Consider the following 18,265-nt stretch of genomic DNA (forward strand, 5'->3'; position numbering starts at 1 on the left):
GTTTTACCGACACCATCAGATAGGGAATCGCAATGCAGATCGGAACCGTACTGCTTCTTTTCGTGGGTTTGGCCATCGCCATTCTTTTCATGGGCTTCAAGGTGGTGCCCCAGGGCTACCAGTGGACGGTCGAGCGTTTTGGCCGCTACACCAACACCCTCAAGCCTGGCCTCAATATCATCATTCCGGTCATGGACCGCATCGGTCGCAAGATCAACGTGATGGAAAGCGTGCTGGATATCCCGCCCCAGGAAGTGATCACCGCCGACAACGCCACTGTGCAGATCGACGCCGTGTGCTTCTTCCAGGTGGTAAACACCGCCCAGGCGGCCTACGAGGTCAACAACCTCGAACACGCCATCCGCAACCTGCTGCAAACCAATATCCGTACCGTGCTCGGTTCCATGGAACTGGACGCCATGCTCAGCCAGCGTGACGGCATCAACGAAAAGCTACTGCGCACCGTCGACGAAGCCACGGCGCCGTGGGGCATCAAGATCACGCGTATCGAAATCAAGGACATCAGCCCGCCGGCAGACCTGATGGCTGCCATGTCCGGGCAGATGAAGGCCGAGCGAATCAAGCGTGCGCAGATTCTCGAAGCCGAAGGCCTGCGCGCTTCGGCGATCCTGACCGCCGAGGGCAAGAAGCAGGCGCAGATCCTCGAGGCCGAGGGTAGCCGACAGGCCGCATTCCTGGAGTCTGAAGCCCGTGAGCGTCAGGCCGAAGCGGAAGCCCGCGCCACGCAAGTGGTGTCGGAAGCAATCGCGTCGGGCAACGTGCAGGCGGTCAACTATTTTGTCGCGCAAAAGTACATCGACGCCCTGGGCAAGCTGGCGTCGGCCAACAACAGCAAGGTGATCCTCATGCCGCTGGAAGCCAGCCAGGTGATCGGCGCCATCGGTGGTATCGGCGAGATCGTCAAGGCAACGTTCGACAACAAGAAAGGCTGAGACCATCGCCATGTGGGAATTCCTTCAGCATCTGTCGTTCTGGGACTGGTTGGCACTGGGTACCGTGTTGTTGATTCTCGAGGTGTTCGGGGCCGGCGGGTATCTGCTGTGGATGGGCATCGCGGCCGCTGCGGTGGGCGTAATCAAGTTCGTGGTGCCATCGCTGGGGCTGGAATGGCAACTGCTGCTGTTCGCCCTGCTGTCGATTCTGACGGCGGTGTACTGGTGGAAGCGTCAGCGCAGCAGCGCCAAGGCGAGCGATCAGCCGGGTCTGAACGAGCGGGGCTCGGAGCTGATCGGCCGCACCTTTGTTGTGCATCAAGCCATTGTGGATGGCCGGGGCAAGGTGAAAGTCGGCGACGGTGTATGGATGGTGACCGGCCCAGATACGCCTGCAGGCGCTCAAGTGCGGGTGATCGGCCAGGACGGCGTGGTATTGAAAGTCGAAACTGTTTAGTCATGATTGAACTCGATTGGTCTGATTACAATCAAACCCAACAGACAACCACCGGAGTCACCTACCATGCGTCTTAAATATGCTGTCGCAACCCTCGCTGTGCTATCCCTCCCAGTCGGTTCAGCCATGGCCGACAGCTTCTGGCGCAATGTCATCTCGTCGGGTGCCACGACCGGCTCCACGTACCTGACCTTCAAGGACCACAAGATGGTGGTTGCCGCTCAAGACGACGCAGGCAGCTTCGTTGCCAGCGACGGCGGCATCCGCGGCCCTTACCTGGAAGCCGCCATGCAGAAGGTCCGCGCCGACAACCCTGGCCTGCAGGCCACGGACATGCAACTGGCCAACGCCATTCTCGCGAAGAATGCCGTTACCGAGTGATACCTGCTCTAAAGGATGCCGCTTTTTCAAGCGGCATTTTTTTGCCTGCCAGCTGACAATTCGTTCACCGGCGACAGGCTATATTCAGTCGAACCGTGCAACCATGCCGGGCACTCACAGCCTTTATTCGTCGCCACTCTGAAACGGATGCCTTCCTCGTCATGAGCCAACAGCCCTTCCTGCCGTTTTCCAAACCCACCATCGATGAAGCCACTATCTCGGCGGTCGGCGATGTGCTGCGCTCCGGCTGGATCACCAGCGGGCCGAAAGTGCAGGCATTCGAAGCACAGCTGTCGGAATATTTCGGCGGGCGCCCGGTACGCACGTTCAACTCGGGCACCTGCACCATGGAGATTGCCTTGCGCATCGCCGGTATCGGGCCGGGCGATGAAGTCATTACCACGCCAATCTCGTGGGTCGCTACAGCCAACGTGATTCTGGAAGTGGGTGCAACGCCGGTGTTTGCCGATATCGATCCGGTCACCCGCAATATCGATCTGACGCAGGTGGAAGCGGCCATTACCCCGCGTACCAAGGCGATCATTCCGGTATACCTGGCCGGTTTGCCGCTGGATATGCCAATGCTTTATGCACTGGCCAACAAGTACAACCTGCGCATCATTGAAGACGCCGCCCAGGCCCTGGGCTCCAGCTGGGATGGCGAGCGAATCGGCGCCACCGGCGACTTCGTTTCCTTCAGTTTCCAGGCGAATAAAAACATCACCTCGTCCGAGGGCGGTTGCCTGGTATTGAACAACGCCGAGGAAGCACGCCTGGCGGAAAAATACCGCCTGCAGGGTGTTACCCGCACCGGCTTTGACGGCCTGGACGTGGATGTGTTGGGTGGCAAGTTCAACATGACTGATATCGCCGCTGCCATCGGCCTGGGCCAGTTCGCCCATATCGAAAAAATCACCGCCCACCGCCAAAATCTGGCGCGGCATTACTTCCAGTGCTTCGGCAGTGATTTTGAACAGGCATACGGCGCGCAATTACCGCCAGCGGACTTCGAAAACAGCAACTGGCACCTGTTCCAACTGGTGCTGCCGGAACGCCAGGACGGCTTGCCCGCCCGCGCGACGTTCATGGAGCAGATGCAGGCCCATGGCGTCGGCATCGGTTACCACTACCCACCGATCCACCTGCTGAGCCTTTATCGGGCACAGGGTTTCAAGGAAGGCATGTTCCCGGTGGCGGAAAAAGTCGGCCGTTTGATTGTGTCGTTGCCGATGTTTACGGCAATGACCAAGGCGGATGTGGAACGAGCGGTAGCGGCGGTCAAAGCGGTACTGAACGCGAACTGAAAAATCCGGCTCCCCTCAACCCAATGTGGGCGCTGGCTTGCCTGCGATGACATCACTGCGGTGTAACTGATACACCAAGGTATCTGCATCGCAGGCAAGCCAGCGCCCACACTGGTTTGTGCTGTTTCAACGCTTTGCGTTTACTCGCCGATAGCAGCCTTGTAGCCGGCGGCGTCCAGCAGTTTATCCAGATCAGCCGGGTTGCTTGGCTTGAGCTTGAAGATCCACGCGCCGTAAGGGTCGGAGTTCAGCAGCTCGGGGCTGCCACTCAGCTCTTCGTTCACAGCGATCACTTCGCCAGCCACTGGCGCGTAGATATCCGAGGCGGCCTTCACCGACTCAACCACCCCCGCCTGCCCTTCGGCTTCAAACGTGGCGCCCACTTCGGCCAACTCAACAAACACCACATCCCCCAGCGCTTCCTGGGCATGGTCGGAAATCCCGACGGTCACCGTGCCGTCGGCTTCCAGACGGGCCCATTCGTGACTTTCGGCAAAACGCAGTTCGGCAGGGATAGTGCTCATATTCTGTGCCCTCTAGAAGGAATGTCAGCGGCCAAATGGCCTGCCGGAAATAGTTAGATCAGTGTCTTGCCATGGCGCACGAAGGTCGGTTTGACCACCCGAACCGGGTACCACTTGCCGCGGATTTCCACCTCGGCCCGGTCGGCCGTCGCCGTCGGTACACGCGCCAGGGCAATGGATTTGCTCAGCGTAGGGGAGAAACTACCACTGGTGATCTCTCCTTCGCCAACATTGGCGATACGAACCACCTGATGAGCGCGTAAAACGCCGCGTTCTTCCAGGACCAAACCCACCAGCTTGAACTGCACACCCGCCGCCAGTTCGGCTTCCAGCGCCGCGCGCCCGATGAAGTCGCGCTCCGCCGGCTCCCAGGCAATGCTCCAGGCCATATTGGCCGCCAGGGGCGAAACGTCCTGATGAATATCCTGACCATACAGGTTCATGCCCGCTTCCAGGCGCAGGGTATCGCGGGCGCCGAGGCCGATGGGGGAAATACCGGCACCGACCAGGTCGTTGAAAAATCCCGGAGCCTGCTCGGCTGGCAGGACAATTTCCAGGCCGTCTTCGCCGGTGTAGCCGGTGCGAGCGATAAACCAGTCGCCGTCGGCCTGGCCTTCAAAGGGCTTGAGCTGGTGGATCAGGGTGCTGCGGGATTGGGTCACCAGCTCGGCGATTTTCTGTCGGGCATGGGGGCCTTGAATGGCGAGCATCGCCAGTTCCGTGCGCTCATGCAGTTGCACCTGGTAGTCACCAAGCTGCGCCTGCATCCAGGCCAGGTCCTGGTCACGGGTGGCAGCGTTGAACACCAGCCGGTAACCGGTCTGGGTGCGATAGACGATCATGTCGTCCACCACGCCGCCCTGCTCATTGAGCATGGCGCTGTAAAGCGCACGGCCGCAGCCATGTAAACGATCGACGTCATTGGCCAGCAGGCGCTGAAGCCACTCCCTGGCCTGAAGGCCTGTGACATCGACCACGGTCATGTGGGACACATCGAACACCCCGCAGTCGCGTCGCACCTGATGGTGCTCCTCAACTTGCGAGCCGTAGTGCAGAGGCATATCCCAACCGCCAAAATCGACCATTTTCGCGCCCAGGGCGAGATGCAGGTCATACAGAGGCGTACGCTGTCCCATGGGTTTCTCCTTCCGGGCTTGGCGAAGATGCGCAGGCTTGCCATATGCGCTGGACACCTTTTAATCACAAGGCCTGCAGCCACGCACAGCGACCCGATCCGAAAGACGGCGCGCACCGAATGCCGCGCATTGTAGCCGCAAGCTGTAGGACTGGCACCTAGCCGATTGGCCGGGCCGAGCGACGAATCAGGCCGATGACGGGCAACAGGCCGACACACACCAGCGTCAAAGCCGGCAGCGACGCCCTTGCCCACTCGCCTTCGCTGGTCATTTCAAAGATCCGCACCGCCAGCGTGTCCCAGCCAAACGGGCGCATCAGCAGGGTCGCGGGCATTTCCTTGAGCACATCGACGAACACCAGCAGCGCCGCGCTCAGGGTGCCCGGCAGCAACAGCGGCAGATACACTTTGCAAAACAGTCGTGGCCCACTGACCCCCAGACTGCGCCCCGCTTCAGGCAATGACGGGCGGATGCGCGCCAGGCTGTTTTCCAGCGGCCCGTAGGCCACCGCAAGGAACCGCACCAGATACGCCAGCACCAGCGCCAACAGGCTGCCCAGCAGCAACGGCTTGCCCGCACCGCCCAGCCAGCCGGACAGCGGCACCACCAGCACGCGGTCCAGATAGCTGAACGCCAACATGATCGACACCGCCAGCACCGACCCCGGCAACGCGTAACCGACGTTGGCCAGGCTGACGCCGGAGCGAATCGCCCGGGTCGGCGCCAGACGGTTGGCGAACGCCAGCAGCAGCGCCACGCTGACGGTGATGAGCGCCGCGATACCACCCAGATAAAGGGTGTGCACGATCAGCCCCGTGTAACGTTCATCCAGATCGAAGCGGCCACGCTGCCAGAACCACACCACCAACTGCAGCATCGGAATCACAAAGGCACAGGCGAACACCAGACCACACCAGGCAGTGGCCACCGCCGCCTTGACCCCGCGCAAGTGATACAGCGCCTTGCCCCGTGGCCGATCATTGCCGGGTCGGCTCGCGCCCCGCGCGCGCCGCTCGCCGTACAGCACCAGCATCACCACCAGCAGCAAAAGGCTGGCCAGTTGAGCCGCGCTGGACAGGCTGAAAAAACCGTACCAGGTCTTGTAGATCGCGGTGGTAAACGTGTCGAAGTTGAACACCGAGACCGCGCCAAAATCCGCCAGGGTCTCCATCAACGCCAACGCCACGCCCGCACCGATCGCCGGCCTGGCCATCGGCAACGCGACGCGCCAGAACGCCTGCCACGGCGATTGCCCGAGTATCCGCGCCGCCTCCATCAGGCCTTTGCCCTGGGCCAGGAATGCGCTGCGCGCGAGCAGATACACGTAAGGGTAGAACACCAGCACCAGCACGATGATCACGCCGCCGGTGGAGCGCACGCGCGGCAGGCGCAAGCCGCTGCCGAACCCTTCGCGCAGCAGGCTCTGCACCGGGCCTGCAAAATCCAGCAGGCCGACAAAGACAAAGGCCAGTACATACGCCGGAATCGCAAAAGGCAGCATCAACGCCCAGTCGAGCCAGCGCCGTCCGGGGAACTCGCAGAGGCTGGTCAACCAGGCCAGGCTGACGCCCACCAAGGTCACACCGACGCCAACGCCAAGCACCAGCGTGAGCGTATTGCCCAGCAGGCGTGGCATCTGGGTATCCCACAGGTGGGCCCAGATTTGTGCATCAACAGTTTGCCAAGACAGCAACAGCACGCTCAGTGGCAATAGCACCAGGGCGGCGACGGTGAACACCGGCAGGTACCAGCGGTGTTGGGCGGGGTGGGCCAAGAGCAAACTTCCTGCGAATGACGATCCAAAGGCAAAACACAGTGTGGGAGGGGGCTTGCTCCCGATAGCGGGTTGTCAGTCTACTCATCAGTAACTGATCCACTGCTATCGGGAGCAAGCCCCTCCCACATTTTGATCTGCGGCGTTTTACACGTTCAGTTCCAGCCAGCGCGATCCATCAGGCGAATCGCCTCAGCCTGACGCTTGCCCGCTACTTCCACCGGCAAGGTATCGGCCACGAACTTGCCCCAGGTCGCCACTTCGGCAGAAGGCGGCACCGCCGGGTTGGCCGGGAACTCCTGGTTCACATCCGCAAAAATCTTCTGCGCCTCAGGCGTGGTCATCCACTCCACCAGCGCCTTGGCGGCGTCCGGGTGCGGCGCGTGCCTGGTCAGGCCGATGCCCGACAGGTTGACGTGCACGCCACGGTCGCCCTGGTTCGGCCAGAACAGCTTCACCGCCAACTCCGGCTTCTGCTTGTGCAGGCGACCGTAGTAGTAGGTGTTGACGATGCCCACGTCGCATTGCCCGGCGTTGATCGCCTCCAGGACCGCAATGTCGTCGGAAAACACGTCGGTGGACAGGTTGTTGACCCAGCCCTTGACGATTTCCTCGGTCCTGGCCGCGCCGTGGGTTTCGATCAGGGTGGCGGTCAGCGATTGGTTATAGACCTTCTTCGCCGTGCGCAGACACAGGCGGCCTTCCCATTGTTTGTCGGCGAGGGCTTCGTAGGTGGTCAGTTCGCCCGGTTTCACCCGGTCGGTGGAATAGGCGATGGTACGCGCGCGCAGGCTCAAGCCGGTCCAGGCGTGAGCGGATGAGCGATATTGCAACGGGATGTTCTTGTTGATGACCGCCGAGGTGAACGGTTGCAGGATGCCCATGTGCTCGGCCTGCCAGAGGTTGCCGGCGTCGACGGTGAGCAGCAGGTCGGCGGTAGCGTTTTCGCCCTCGGCCTTGATGCGCTGCATCAGCGGCGCTTCCTTGTCGGTGATGAACTTCACCTGCACGCCGGTCTTTTGGGTGTAGGCGTCGAACACCGGTTTGATCAGTTCGTCGATGCGCGAGGAGTAGACCACGACCTCGTCGGCTGCCTGGGCGCTGCTGCAGCCGATCAGGGTGAGTGCCAGGGCAGTCAGGAGGCGCTTGGGTGCCGACATGGGGGCGGTCGCTCATTTGCAAAAAGAGGGCAAATGATAAGGACTCACATTTGGTAACGCTTGGTGGAGGCGTTACCAGATGTTGCACGGCAGTGTCAGGGTTTCGCCAACTCCGGCAGATCCCCGGTCAGCCCCAACGCCTGGCGAACGAACACAGCCTTGGCTTCAGGCATCCGATTGACCACCTTCAACCCGGTATTACGCAACCAGCGCAACGGCAGTTGATCGGCCTGGAACAGGCGCTCGAAGCCTTCCATCGCCGCCATCAACGCCAGGTTGTGCGGCATGCGCCGACGCTCGTAGCGGCTCAGGACTTTCACCTCGGCCAGGCGTTCACCGCGCTCGCTCGCCGCCCGCAGCACCTCGGCCAGCACCGCAGCATCGAGCAACCCCAGGTTAACGCCCTGCCCCGCCAGCGGATGAATCGCGTGGGCCGCATCGCCGATCAGTGCCAGGCCTTCGGCCACGTAGCGCTTGGCATGACGCTGGCGCAAAGGCACGCAGACGCGCGGCTCGGCGCTGACCACCGTTCCCAGCCGCCCTTCGAATGCGCGCTCCAGCTCACGGCAGAAGCGTTCATCATCCAGCGCCGTCAAGCGTTCGGACTCAGCTGGCGTGGTCGACCACACAATCGAACACCATTCCTGCTGCCCGTCCCGCTCCAGCGGCAGAAATGCCAGCGGGCCGGTATCGGTGAAGCGCTGCCACGCCGTACGCTGGTGCGGCTGGCTACTGCGCACGCTGGTGACGATGGCGTTGTGCAGGTAATCCCATTCGCGGGTGGCGGTGCCGGTCAGGCGGCGCACGGCGGAGTTGGCGCCATCGGCGGCCACCACCAATGGCGTACGCAGCTTGCGGCCATCTGCCAGGGTCAGCAGCCAATCGTCGCCGGAACGACGCATCTGCTCCAGGCGTGCATTGGCCAGCAAGCCCAGGTCGCAGTCGTGCAGGCGATCGAGCAAGGCGTCCTGCACCACACGGTTTTCAACGATATGCCCGAGCACGTCGGCGTGCACACTGGCCGCTGAAAAGTGGATCTGCCCGGTGCCGCTGCCGTCCCACACCTGCATTTCGCCATATGGGCTGGCGCGGCGCGCCACGATGCCATCCCACACGCCAAGCCGTTCGAGGATGCGCTGGCTGGCGGCCGACAAGGCGCTCACCCGCGGCTCGAACGCTGCGTCTGGGTCAAACGGCTTGACGCTCAGCGGGCTGCCATCGAGCAGCAGCACCTGCAGGCCACTGCCCTGCAACGCCAGCGCCAGGGCGCTTCCGACCATTCCGGCCCCGACAATCAGCACATCTGCGCGCATGTCCATGCTTTAAACCTGCCTCGCTGGCGGCCTGCGCCGCACGTAAAGGGTTTTGCCGACGCACCTGATCAAGCAAGGCATCGTCGATAAAGAATTCACTCACACATCTGAGCGCGTGCCCAGGCCCATGGCCTGACGGGCGAACCAGCGCTTGGCCGGCGGCAACAGGTCCAGGCCCAGCAGGCCGAGGTTACGGCCCAATGCCACCAACGGCTGGCCGCTGCCAAACAGGCGCGTCACCTGGTCGGAGAAGCCCACGGTCAGTTGCTGATCGCCGCGCTGACGGTCGCGATAAGCCTGCAAGGTCGCGAGGTCGCCCGGCACTTGCGGACCGGCCAGCAGGGCTTCGGCCAGGGCATCCGTATCGCGCAGGGACAGGTTGAAGCCCTGCCCGGCAATCGGATGCAGGCTATGGGCCGCATTGCCAAGGATCGCCAGGTGCGAGCGCACTTGTTCTTCAGCCTCCACCAGAGTCAGCGGGTACAAATGACGCGCGCCGACTTGCTTGAACGTGCCCAGGCGGTAGCCGAACACGCTCTGCAGTTCGCTGAGGAAGCTGCGCTCATCGAGGTCGACCAGGCGCTGGGCATCCATGCCGATGCGGGTCCAGATCAGCGCGCAGCGGTTGTCCGGCAGCGGCAGCAAGGCCATCGGGCCGTCATCGGTAAAACGCTCGAAAGCCTCGCCGTTGTGGGCTTCGCTCGGGGTCACATTGGCGATCAGCGCGCTCTGGTTATACGGCCGGGTTCTGACGCCGATGCCGAGCTGTTCACGCAAGCTGGAACGGCCACCATCGGCCAGCACCGCAAGGTCGCAAGACAGCACCGTTTCATCGTTGAGGGTCAGGCGATAGCCGTCCGGCAACGGCTCCAGACGCGTGACTTCCGCCGGGCAGCGCCAGCTCACCACGTCTTTATCAAGGCTCTGCCACAGGCATTGGCCGAGCCAGGCGTTTTCCACCACATAGCCCAGGGCCGGCACGCCTTCCTCCAGAGCGGACAGGCGCGCGGTGGAGAAACGGCCACGGTCAGACACGTGAATCTGCTTGATCGGCTCGGCGCGGCGGGAAATGTCCTGCCAGACGCCCAGCCGCTGATAGATCTGCCGCGCGCCGAATGACAGCGCCGAGGACCTCGCATCGTAGCTTGGCTGGTAGCTATCGCCCGGGGCGAAGGGTTCGATCAGCATGATCTTCCAGCCCCGCGCCTTGGCGCCGGCCTGCAATGCCAGCGCCAGGCTCGCGCCCACCAGACCGCCGCCGACAATCGCCAGGTTGACCCGGCTCATCGCGCAGCCGCCATCAGCGCTTCGATTTCGGCCACGGTCTTGGGCACGCCGCCGGTCAGGATTTCACAGCCCTTCTTGGTCACTACCACGTCGTCCTCGATGCGCACGCCAATGCCACGCCATTTCTTTGCCACGTTCTGATTATCCGGGGAAATATAGATACCCGGCTCCACGGTCAATACCATGCCCACTTCCAGCACACGCCACTCGCCACCGACCCGGTATTCACCGACATCGTGCACGTCCATGCCCAGCCAGTGGCCGGCGCGGTGCATGTAAAACGCGCGGTAGGCTTCGCTGGCGATCAACTCGTCGACATCGCCCTGCAGCAGCCCGAGGCTCACCAGCCCGGCGGTGATCACGCGCACGGTCGCCTCGTGGGCCTGGTTCCAATGTTTGTTCGGCGCGATCTCGGCAAAGGCGGCTTCCTGGGACGCCAGCACGATCTCATAGATCGCCTTTTGCTCGGCCGAGAACCTGCCGTTGACCGGCCAGGTGCGCGTGATGTCGCTGGCGTAGCAGTCGATCTCGCAACCGGCGTCGATCAGCACCAGATCGCCGTCCTTGAGCAGCGCGTCATTCTGCTGGTAATGCAGGATGCAGCTGTTGCGCCCGGCGGCAACGATGGAGCCATAGGCCGGCATTTTCGCCCCACCCTGGCGAAACACGTAATCCAGCTCGGCTTCGAGGCTGAACTCATGCAGACCGGCGCGACTGGCCTGCATCGCCCGCACATGGGCCGCGCAGGAAATGCGCGCGGCCTCGCGCATCACCCTGAGCTCTGCCGCCGACTTGTACAGACGCATGTCGTGCAACAGATGATCCAGGGCCACGAACTCTTTGGGCGGCTGGGCGCCCAGGTGGGCTTTGGAACGGATCACGTTGATCCACTCCATCACATGGCGGTCGAACTCGGCATTGCTGCCCATGGCCGAATACACCCGGTCGCGGCCTTCGATCAGGCCGGGCAGGATGTCGTCGATATCGGTGATGGGGAAAGCGTCGTCGGCGCCAAAGTCGCGGATCGCGCCTTCGGTGCCGGCGCGCAGGCCGTCCCACAGTTCGCGCTCGGCGTTGCGCTCGCGGCAGAACAGCACGTACTCGCCGTGCTGGCGACCGGGCATCAGCACGATCACCGCCTGCGGTTCAGGGAAGCCGCTCAGGTACTGGAAATCGCTGTCCTGGCGGTAGACATGCTCGACATCACGATTACGAATGGCCACCGCAGCGGCCGGCAGAATCGCGATGCTGTTGGGTTCCATCTGCGCCATGAGCGCCTTGCGGCGCCGGGTGTATTCCGCTTTGGGGATATGGATCATGGGCAGAGGGGCTTCCTTTTTAGTGCAACGACGGCTTGGGTGCAGCGGGCTCAGCGGACTTTTTGGTCTCGGTGAACAGCAGCAGCGGCGCCACGCGCAGGTATTCCATGACCTCCATGTAATCGCCTTCGCCGTCTTCGGATTCTTCCAGGGCATCTTGCACCTGGGAGATGGCGGCGAGGTCCTGCAGCACTTCCCTGGCGTCGGTGCTCAGCTCCAGGCCGCCGGCGTTCACGCCGAAACCGTGGAGGAAGCCCTGGCACCACTGGCCCAGCGCAGCGGCGCGGTCGGCCAGCGGTGCGTCGTCGGAAGGCAGCAGCAGGACGACGGTGACGTCATCGCCGGTCAGCTCGCCTTTGACCATCTCTTGCAGGCCGATCAACGCGTTGCGTACGTTATCGGTGGGTTCGGTCTCCAGCAGCTCGGCCACATCGGCCAGCCAGTTGTCGGCATCGAAGCCGACACCGGTGCAACTGCGGCCCAACAGCACGCCGTGCAGTTCGGCAGGCGAGCAGGGGTGGCCGCTGGTGCTCAGCAGTTTGGAAAAGGCATCGTACGGGGAGTTCTGAATAGGCATGGTGAGCTAGGCGCCAGACGGCGCAATGTCTAGAATGGAGCGCTGTATCCTAGCACCGGCAGACGTACCAAGACTATCGAGGGCGTCAGATCGTTTATCCTGCAGTTGCCATTCATCAGACAAATCCAGTGGAACCCAATGGAAGACACCGACCTGCAAGCGCTGATGGCCAGACTCGAATTGCTAATTGATCGGGTCGAGCAACTTAAGAGTCAAAACGGACTCCTACTAGCTCAGGAAAAAACCTGGCGCGAGGAACGCGCTCACCTCATTGAAAAAAACGAAATCGCCCGGCGTAAGGTCGAATCGATGATTTCGCGCCTGAAGGCCCTGGAGCAAGACTCATGAGTTCAAGCAATAGCGTTACCGTGCAGATCCTCGACAAAGAATATTCGATCATCTGCCCCCAGGAAGAACGCAACAACCTGGTGAGCGCTGCCCGCTACCTGGACGGCAAGATGCGTGAAATCCGCAGCAGCGGCAAAGTGATCGGCGCCGACCGCATCGCCGTGATGGCCGCGCTGAACATCACCCACGACCTGCTGCACAAGCAGGAACGCCCCGATGTACAGGCCAGCGGCTCGACCCGCGAGCAGGTGCGCGACCTGCTCGACCGCGTCGATCTGGCGCTGTCCAGCGATTCGGACGCAGCCAAGGGCTGATTGCCAAGTCTGTTTAAGGTATACTCGCCCCACTCCCTGGCGTGCTTGCCAGTCGGCGATGTCCCGGAGCCGATTCGCACTACCCTGGAAGTTGCACGTTGGGCTGGTGTGCATGTCCGCTAGACGGAAAGCCTTAAAGCCTACTGCTTCTTCCACCTTGAACTTTCGGGTTCAAGGGCTTAGTCGACAGCGGTTCTGTCGGGGAGCCTGAATTCCCAAACTCAATGCCAGTCTTCGGACTGGCATTGTTTTATGAGCCGAATACCCATGACCGAACCTGCGCCGCTTTCCCGTCCGCAACTTCGACGCATGTTGCGCAAGGCCCGTCACGCCCTCACGCCGAGCGAGCAGCGCCAGGCCGCCCTGGGCCTGTATCGGCAACTGGCACAGCACCCGCTGTTTCGCCGGGCCAAACATATTTCCCTGTATCTGCCGACGGACGGCGAAATCGATCCGCGCCTGCTGCTGCGTGCGGCCCAGCGCCGGGGCAAGGCCACCTACCTGCCGGTGCTGAGCGCCTGGCCGCGAACCAAGATGGTGTTCCAGCGCGTGCGTCCTGGGGAGGCATTACGGCCCAACCGCTTTCGCATTCTGGAGCCGCGGGTGAATGCCCGCCGCCAGCGCAAGGTGTGGGCGCTGGACCTGGTGCTGCTGCCGCTGGTGGGGTTCGATGATGTTGGCGGACGCCTGGGCATGGGTGGCGGATTCTATGACCGCAGCCTGGCCTACCTCGCCCGCCGCAGGCACTGGCGCAAGCCTACGCTGCTGGGCCTGGCCCATGAATGTCAGAAGGTTGATCGTCTGGCGCAGGCCAGTTGGGATGTGCCGTTGGCAGGCACCGTCACTGACAGGCAATGGTATATCGCAGGAGCGCCACTGGAATCAGCGGCGCCTTGAAGCGGGGTTAACGCTTGTACTGTTGCTGCACGGGAGAGAGCTGAGCCGGCGCATCGGTCTTGTTTGTCCACAAGCTTTGCGCATACCCGGTGGTCACGACGCCCAGACCAAATAAAATCACCAAAATCCATAGTAAATCCGGTTTACGTTGCATCGATTGCCCCCCTTCAGGCATCTCGTACACGATGACAACAACGTTCCAAAGTAGTCCGTTGCAGCTGCGTCAAGCTTAAAAGCCGGCATTCTGCGGTAACGTGAACCAACACGCAAACCTTGGCGCCAACCGACTGTCGGTTTGTCATGGAATTGCCCGACAGCTCGCCCAACGCCTTTTTCAGGAACCCGACAATGGCCTACTGGTTGATGAAATCCGAGCCCGACGAACTCTCCATCGACGGCCTGCAAAAGCTCGGCGAAGCCCGCTGGGACGGAGTGCGTAATTACCAGGCGCGCAACTTTCTGCGCGCCATGGCCGTGGGCGATGAATTCTTTTTTTACCATTCCAGCTGCCCAGAGCCCGGCATTGCCGGCATCGGCAAAATCATCAAGGCCGCCTACCCGGACCCGACCGCGCTGGAGCCAGAAAGCCACTACTTCGACGCCAAGGCCTGCGCCGATAAAAATCCGTGGAGTGCGATCGATGTGGCGCATGTGCAGACGTTTCCCAAGGTGCTGGGCCTGGGTTACCTGAAACAGCAAGCCGCGCTCGCCGAGTTGCCACTGGTGCAAAAAGGCAGCCGTTTGTCGGTGATGCCGGTCACGGCTGAGCAATGGGCAACCGTGTTGGCGCTGCGCTGAGCGCACGCAACACCTGGACGCATACCTGTCCGAACGGCTAGTCGCGGCGGACCACAGGGTTTGGCAGAATCGTCGACCCCGTTGTCCAGGAAGGAAGATCCCGTGACGCGTTCCACCTGTGCTTACCTACCCGCCATCGACGGCATGCGCGCCATAGCCGTGCTCAGCGTGATCATTTTCCACCTGGATTTTCTCGACCTGCTGCCCGGCGGATTCACCGGCGTCGACCTGTTTTTCGTCATCTCAGGCTATGTGATCAGCCAATCCCTGTGGGAGCGCCGTGACCTGACTCTGGGCGCGTACCTGAAAGACTTCTACCGTCGCCGCCTGCTGCGCATCATGCCGGCGTTGCTGGCGGTACTCTCTGTGAGCTTCATGCTGTCGGCGATGTTCACGCCGCAGTTCTGGCTCAGCGAACTGATCGACCGTACGGGCCTCGCGGCGTTCTTTGGCCTGAGCAACTTCGTGCTGGCCTGGAATACCGACACCTATTTCTCCCCCACTGCCGAACTCAACCCTTACCTGCACACCTGGTCGCTGGGGGTTGAAGAGCAGTTCTACCTGATCTTTCCGGCATTGTTTTTTATCTGGTTACGCTACCGGCAACGCGTTGCGATCGTGTGGGCCGTGCTGCCGTTGATGGCCGCTGCTTCGTTGATCGTCGGGGCCTATCAGGTCAACGCCGCGCCGCTGTCGGCGTTCTACCTGCTGCCCGGGCGCTTTTGGGAACTGGCTTCGGGAGCGCTGCTGTTCCAGCTCATCGGCACGGTGCCGCGCTTCAACCGATGGGCTCCTGCCATGTTGGCCGCCGGTCTGGGTTTGGTCATCGTCGGTTTGCTGTTCGCCAACCCCGGCCAATTCCCGTTCCCCTGGGCGATGGTCAGCGTGGCGGGCGCGCTCTCGATGCTCGCCGGAATCGTGCTGCAAGCCGATCAACCACCCGGTGCGCTGCAACGCCTGCTGCAAAACCGGGTGGTGACCTACCTCGGCCGACTGTCGTATTCGCTGTACCTGTGGCATTGGCCGGTCGCGGTGTTCCTGCGCTGGACCACCGGGCTCGAGCTGCTTGCGGTGCAACTGCTTTACCCGGTGCTGGTACTCGCCCTCGCGGCAGCGTCCTACCACTGGATCGAGATGCCGATTCGCACCGGCCGCTCCGTGGTGCAACGCCAGGCATGGCCTGCGATTGCCAGTGTTGCGGGCGTCACCGGGCTGCTGTGGCTGGGGGCGCAGTGGGTATCGACGAACGCATCGACCCTGTCACTCAGCCAGACCCGCGACAGTTACACCTGGTATGCCTACAAACATTATCCACAGGAAGACTTTGAAACCCTCGATGACCCGCGTGTGCAGGGACGCCAGCTGTTCGTCATGGGGGACTCGCATACGGCGGCCTACCGCACCTTGTTGAAGTTGATCTCGCTCAAGCTCGGGGTGACGGTGGTGGAATATGAACAAGGGGGTTGCGCTGTCGCCAGCTTGATCGGGCCGGACCCCGTGCGCTGCGCCCCGTCGCGCGAAGCCCAGCTCAAGCAGATCGAGGCCCGCGCCAAGCCGGGTGACGTGGTGTTCCTGGCCTCCCTGCGCATGCCTGAACTCACCGCCCGCCCGTGGCGCGAAGGTGAGTCAGCGATAATCGATGAAGCCTTGAAAGAACTGACTGACAAGAACATGGAAGCGGCGCGAACCGATGCCGAGCGATTATTGCAACGCCTGCAGGCGGCGCAGCTCAACATCCTGATCGACGCCCCCAAACCTGTGTTCAAGGCCGCGCCCAATCGTTGCGCGGACTGGTTCAATCGCATGAACCCGGTGTGCGAGCCGGGCCTGACGATGGAGCGCAATCAGCTTGAGCGGCTGCGCGCGCCGCAGATGCAATTGCTGCGACAACTGGAGACGCGTTATCCGGCCTTGCATACCTGGGATCCGTTGCCGCTGTTATGCCCCGGTGCCACCTGTTCGGCCTACGAGGAAAACGCCAAACCGTTGTTCTTCGACTCCAACCACCTCAGTGGCCATGGCAACCGCGTACTGGAGCCCGCGTTTACCGCAGCCTTGCTGAAGATATGGGAGGTGCCGCCGGTTACTGAATGATCAGGTTGTTGAACAACAGGTCTTCCACCATCGGCTTGCCGGTCTCATCGTTCATGACCTGCTGGGTTTGCTTCAGAGCTTCCTGACGCAGTTTTTCCTTGCCTTCGACGGTGCTCATGGCTTCGTTGGTCTGTTGGGTAAACAGCGCCACCAACTGATTACGGATCAGCGGGTCATTGGCCTTGACCGCCGCAGCCGCTTCGGTACCGGTGACACGCAGGGCAATATCGGCTTTGAACACCTTGAGTTTCGCCGTGCCATCGAGGCCATAGTTGCCCACGAACGGCGGGGTCAGGCTGATATAACTGACCTTCGGCGCCTCACCTTCCTTGGCCTCTTCAGCCTGAGCCGCCATCGGCAAGGTCAGGGCCAGCATCAACAGGATCCACGCTTTCACAATTCATTCCTCACATTTGGTTGCCAAGCAGCATAACGCCAGCGAGGCAGAGCACAAGCTTATGGCGACTCATCAGGCCCGGGCATGCTCGTTGACCCACGGGCGTTCCCTCCTACACTTATCGGCCAAGACGCCAAAAGGAATAGTCCGATGAAAGCTGTGCTGTGCAAAGCCTTCGGCCCCGCCGAAACCCTGGTGCTGGAAGATATCGAAAGCCCGGCGTTCAAAAAGAACGAAGTGCTGCTGGACGTGCACGCGGCCGGGGTGAATTTCCCGGACACTCTTATTATCGAGGGCAAGTACCAGTTCAAGCCGCCCTTCCCGTTCTCACCGGGCGGCGAAGCGGCCGGGGTGGTCAGCGCAGTCGGCGAAAAAGTCAGCCACCTGAAAGTCGGCGACCGCGTGATGGCTCTGACGGGCTGGGGCAGCTTTGCCGAACAGGTCGCCGTTCCCGGCTACAACGTACTGCCGATCCCGCCGAGCATGGACTTCAACATCGCCGCCGCCTTCAGCATGACTTACGGCACCTCGATGCACGCGCTCAAGCAACGGGCCAACCTGCAACCCGGCGAGACTCTGCTGGTACTCGGCGCTTCCGGGGGCGTGGGCCTGGCCGCCGTGGAAATCGGCAAGGCCATGGGCGCGCGGGTGATCGCCGCCGCCAGCAGCGCCGACAAACTCGCCGTGGCCAAGGCGGCCGGCGCCGATGAACTGATCAACTACAGCGACGCCAGCCTCAAGGACGAGGTCAAGCGCCTGACCGACGGCAATGGCGCCGATGTGATCTACGACCCAGTGGGTGGCGACCTGTTTGACCAGGCCATCCGCGCCATTGCCTGGAACGGCCGCTTGCTGGTGGTCGGTTTTGCCAGCGGACGCATTCCCGAACTGCCGGTGAATCTGGCACTGCTCAAGGGGGCGGCGGTGGTCGGCGTGTTCTGGGGCTCTTTCGCGCAGCGTCAGCCGCAGGACAATGCGGCGAACTTTCAGCAGTTGTTCACCTGGTATGGCGAAGGCCGGTTGAAACCGCTGGTGTCGAAAATGTATCCGCTGGATCAGGCGGCCCAGGCGATCAACGACCTGGGGCAGCGCAAGGCTGTCGGCAAAGTGGTCGTCCAAACTCGCTGAATGCAGTGAAATGCAATCACTGCGGGAAGGGGCTCGCTCCCGATTGCTGACCCACCGCTATCGGGAGCAAGCCCTCGCCCACATCTGCAGCGCTGATGTGCCCT

20 protein-coding genes and 1 other RNA gene are annotated in these 18,265 nt (G+C 62.1%); 11 read left to right on the plus strand and 10 right to left on the minus strand.

Annotated elements, in window-relative coordinates; translation table 11 throughout:
• Positions 1–32 precede the first annotated feature (32 nt).
• From RHM60_RS15065 to RHM60_RS15080, 4 genes are all read left to right on the plus strand, one after another.
• A complete protein-coding gene (locus RHM60_RS15065) occupies positions 33–953 on the plus strand; it encodes an SPFH domain-containing protein (protein WP_057006438.1) in 921 nt (306 codons plus the stop codon).
• 10 nt (positions 954–963) lie between these two features.
• Complete coding sequence (locus RHM60_RS15070; protein ID WP_231422771.1) at positions 964–1,410, plus strand: NfeD family protein; 447 nt, start codon at positions 964–966, stop codon at positions 1,408–1,410.
• Between the two features lie 66 nt (positions 1,411–1,476).
• A complete protein-coding gene (locus tag RHM60_RS15075; protein WP_003234790.1) occupies positions 1,477–1,791 on the plus strand; it encodes a DUF2388 domain-containing protein in 315 nt (104 codons plus the stop codon).
• A gap of 161 nt (positions 1,792–1,952) precedes the next feature.
• Positions 1,953–3,095 carry a DegT/DnrJ/EryC1/StrS aminotransferase family protein gene (locus tag RHM60_RS15080; protein ID WP_322212143.1) on the plus strand — a complete coding sequence of 381 codons (1,143 nt, stop codon included), beginning with the start codon at positions 1,953–1,955 and terminating at the stop codon, positions 3,093–3,095.
• 140 nt (positions 3,096–3,235) lie between these two features.
• Here RHM60_RS15080 and gcvH read toward each other — a convergent pair whose 3' ends face one another.
• The 8 genes from gcvH to RHM60_RS15120 form a co-directional block, all read right to left on the minus strand.
• Positions 3,236–3,619, minus strand: a complete 384-nt coding sequence (gcvH, locus tag RHM60_RS15085; protein ID WP_209986175.1) for a glycine cleavage system protein GcvH — start codon at positions 3,617–3,619, stop codon at positions 3,236–3,238.
• A 53-nt stretch (positions 3,620–3,672) separates the two neighbouring features.
• Complete coding sequence (gene gcvT / locus RHM60_RS15090; protein ID WP_209986178.1) at positions 3,673–4,755, minus strand: glycine cleavage system aminomethyltransferase GcvT; 1,083 nt, start codon at positions 4,753–4,755, stop codon at positions 3,673–3,675.
• Between the two features lie 157 nt (positions 4,756–4,912).
• Positions 4,913–6,529, minus strand: a complete 1,617-nt coding sequence (locus RHM60_RS15095; protein WP_322212144.1) for an iron ABC transporter permease — start codon at positions 6,527–6,529, stop codon at positions 4,913–4,915.
• 155 nt (positions 6,530–6,684) lie between these two features.
• Entirely contained in the window at positions 6,685–7,689 is a 1,005-nt protein-coding gene (locus RHM60_RS15100) for an extracellular solute-binding protein (RefSeq protein ID WP_322212145.1), read from the minus strand.
• Positions 7,690–7,784: 95 nt separating this feature from the next.
• Positions 7,785–9,002, minus strand: coding sequence for a 2-octaprenyl-3-methyl-6-methoxy-1,4-benzoquinol hydroxylase (locus RHM60_RS15105; RefSeq protein WP_322214624.1), 1,218 nt, complete (start codon positions 9,000–9,002; stop codon positions 7,785–7,787).
• 99 nt (positions 9,003–9,101) lie between these two features.
• Positions 9,102–10,289 carry a 2-octaprenyl-6-methoxyphenyl hydroxylase gene (gene ubiH / locus RHM60_RS15110; protein ID WP_322212146.1) on the minus strand — a complete coding sequence of 396 codons (1,188 nt, stop codon included), beginning with the start codon at positions 10,287–10,289 and terminating at the stop codon, positions 9,102–9,104.
• Complete coding sequence (pepP, locus tag RHM60_RS15115) at positions 10,286–11,608, minus strand: Xaa-Pro aminopeptidase (RefSeq protein WP_209986189.1); 1,323 nt, start codon at positions 11,606–11,608, stop codon at positions 10,286–10,288. Before pepP ends, ubiH begins: the two co-directional genes overlap by 4 nt.
• A 19-nt stretch (positions 11,609–11,627) precedes the next feature.
• Positions 11,628–12,185: a YecA family protein gene (locus RHM60_RS15120; protein WP_057006429.1), complete on the minus strand. Its 558-nt coding sequence runs from the start codon at positions 12,183–12,185 to the stop codon at positions 11,628–11,630.
• Positions 12,186–12,323: 138 nt separating this feature from the next.
• Between RHM60_RS15120 and RHM60_RS15125 the strand changes: the two genes are divergently transcribed.
• From RHM60_RS15125 to RHM60_RS15140, 4 genes are all read left to right on the plus strand, one after another.
• Positions 12,324–12,533, plus strand: coding sequence for a TIGR02449 family protein (locus tag RHM60_RS15125; protein WP_003177365.1), 210 nt, complete (start codon positions 12,324–12,326; stop codon positions 12,531–12,533).
• Complete coding sequence (locus tag RHM60_RS15130) at positions 12,530–12,847, plus strand: cell division protein ZapA (protein ID WP_003234809.1); 318 nt, start codon at positions 12,530–12,532, stop codon at positions 12,845–12,847. The genes RHM60_RS15125 and RHM60_RS15130 overlap by 4 nt, the downstream gene beginning before the upstream one ends.
• 30 nt (positions 12,848–12,877) lie before the next feature.
• Positions 12,878–13,056: non-coding RNA, 6S RNA (ssrS, locus tag RHM60_RS15135), on the plus strand.
• Positions 13,057–13,114: 58 nt separating this feature from the next.
• Positions 13,115–13,744 (plus strand): 5-formyltetrahydrofolate cyclo-ligase, encoded by a 630-nt coding sequence (locus tag RHM60_RS15140; RefSeq protein ID WP_322214626.1) that lies wholly within the window; start codon positions 13,115–13,117, stop codon positions 13,742–13,744.
• A gap of 7 nt (positions 13,745–13,751) precedes the next feature.
• Here the strand turns inward: RHM60_RS15140 and RHM60_RS15145 are convergent, their stop codons facing one another.
• Positions 13,752–13,898, minus strand: a complete 147-nt coding sequence (locus RHM60_RS15145; protein ID WP_163001020.1) for a hypothetical protein — start codon at positions 13,896–13,898, stop codon at positions 13,752–13,754.
• A gap of 194 nt (positions 13,899–14,092) precedes the next feature.
• Here RHM60_RS15145 and RHM60_RS15150 point away from each other — a divergent pair, with 194 nt between their 5' ends.
• Both RHM60_RS15150 and RHM60_RS15155 read left to right on the plus strand, forming a co-directional pair.
• A complete protein-coding gene (locus RHM60_RS15150; protein ID WP_322212147.1) occupies positions 14,093–14,542 on the plus strand; it encodes an EVE domain-containing protein in 450 nt (149 codons plus the stop codon).
• Between the two features lie 102 nt (positions 14,543–14,644).
• Positions 14,645–16,636 (plus strand): acyltransferase family protein, encoded by a 1,992-nt coding sequence (locus RHM60_RS15155; protein WP_322212148.1) that lies wholly within the window; start codon positions 14,645–14,647, stop codon positions 16,634–16,636.
• On the opposite strand, the gene RHM60_RS15160 is transcribed toward RHM60_RS15155, so the two are convergent.
• Positions 16,626–17,033, minus strand: coding sequence for a flagellar basal body-associated protein FliL (locus RHM60_RS15160; protein ID WP_209986201.1), 408 nt, complete (start codon positions 17,031–17,033; stop codon positions 16,626–16,628). The two genes, RHM60_RS15155 and RHM60_RS15160, sit on opposite strands and share 11 nt — an antisense overlap.
• Positions 17,034–17,183: 150 nt before the next feature.
• On the opposite strand from RHM60_RS15160, the gene RHM60_RS15165 reads away from it, so the two are divergent.
• Complete coding sequence (locus RHM60_RS15165) at positions 17,184–18,161, plus strand: NADPH:quinone oxidoreductase family protein (RefSeq protein WP_322212149.1); 978 nt, start codon at positions 17,184–17,186, stop codon at positions 18,159–18,161.
• Positions 18,162–18,265 lie beyond the last annotated feature (104 nt).

It is taken from the genome of Pseudomonas sp. MH9.3 (assembly GCF_034354675.1).
Taxonomy (GTDB): domain Bacteria; phylum Pseudomonadota; class Gammaproteobacteria; order Pseudomonadales; family Pseudomonadaceae; genus Aquipseudomonas.

What these genes read in the sequence shown, in the direction of transcription:
- RHM60_RS15105 (WP_322214624.1), bottom strand. Translation starts at nt 9,002, where the DNA reads ATGCGCGCAGATGTGCTGATTGTCGGGGCCGGAATGGTCGGAAGCGCC.
- RHM60_RS15120 (WP_057006429.1), bottom strand. Translation starts at nt 12,185, where the DNA reads ATGCCTATTCAGAACTCCCCGTACGATGCCTTTTCCAAACTGCTGAGC.
- RHM60_RS15165 (WP_322212149.1), top strand. Translation starts at nt 17,184, where the DNA reads ATGAAAGCTGTGCTGTGCAAAGCCTTCGGCCCCGCCGAAACCCTGGTG.
- RHM60_RS15075 (WP_003234790.1), top strand. Translation starts at nt 1,477, where the DNA reads ATGCGTCTTAAATATGCTGTCGCAACCCTCGCTGTGCTATCCCTCCCA.
- RHM60_RS15100 (WP_322212145.1), bottom strand. Translation starts at nt 7,689, where the DNA reads ATGTCGGCACCCAAGCGCCTCCTGACTGCCCTGGCACTCACCCTGATC.
- RHM60_RS15080 (WP_322212143.1), top strand. Translation starts at nt 1,953, where the DNA reads ATGAGCCAACAGCCCTTCCTGCCGTTTTCCAAACCCACCATCGATGAA.
- RHM60_RS15070 (WP_231422771.1), top strand. Translation starts at nt 964, where the DNA reads ATGTGGGAATTCCTTCAGCATCTGTCGTTCTGGGACTGGTTGGCACTG.
- RHM60_RS15145 (WP_163001020.1), bottom strand. Translation starts at nt 13,898, where the DNA reads ATGCAACGTAAACCGGATTTACTATGGATTTTGGTGATTTTATTTGGT.
- RHM60_RS15150 (WP_322212147.1), top strand. Translation starts at nt 14,093, where the DNA reads ATGGCCTACTGGTTGATGAAATCCGAGCCCGACGAACTCTCCATCGAC.
- gcvH (WP_209986175.1), bottom strand. Translation starts at nt 3,619, where the DNA reads ATGAGCACTATCCCTGCCGAACTGCGTTTTGCCGAAAGTCACGAATGG.
- ubiH (WP_322212146.1), bottom strand. Translation starts at nt 10,289, where the DNA reads ATGAGCCGGGTCAACCTGGCGATTGTCGGCGGCGGTCTGGTGGGCGCG.
- RHM60_RS15140 (WP_322214626.1), top strand. Translation starts at nt 13,115, where the DNA reads ATGACCGAACCTGCGCCGCTTTCCCGTCCGCAACTTCGACGCATGTTG.
- RHM60_RS15065 (WP_057006438.1), top strand. Translation starts at nt 33, where the DNA reads ATGCAGATCGGAACCGTACTGCTTCTTTTCGTGGGTTTGGCCATCGCC.
- RHM60_RS15130 (WP_003234809.1), top strand. Translation starts at nt 12,530, where the DNA reads ATGAGTTCAAGCAATAGCGTTACCGTGCAGATCCTCGACAAAGAATAT.
- pepP (WP_209986189.1), bottom strand. Translation starts at nt 11,608, where the DNA reads ATGATCCATATCCCCAAAGCGGAATACACCCGGCGCCGCAAGGCGCTC.
- RHM60_RS15125 (WP_003177365.1), top strand. Translation starts at nt 12,324, where the DNA reads ATGGAAGACACCGACCTGCAAGCGCTGATGGCCAGACTCGAATTGCTA.
- gcvT (WP_209986178.1), bottom strand. Translation starts at nt 4,755, where the DNA reads ATGGGACAGCGTACGCCTCTGTATGACCTGCATCTCGCCCTGGGCGCG.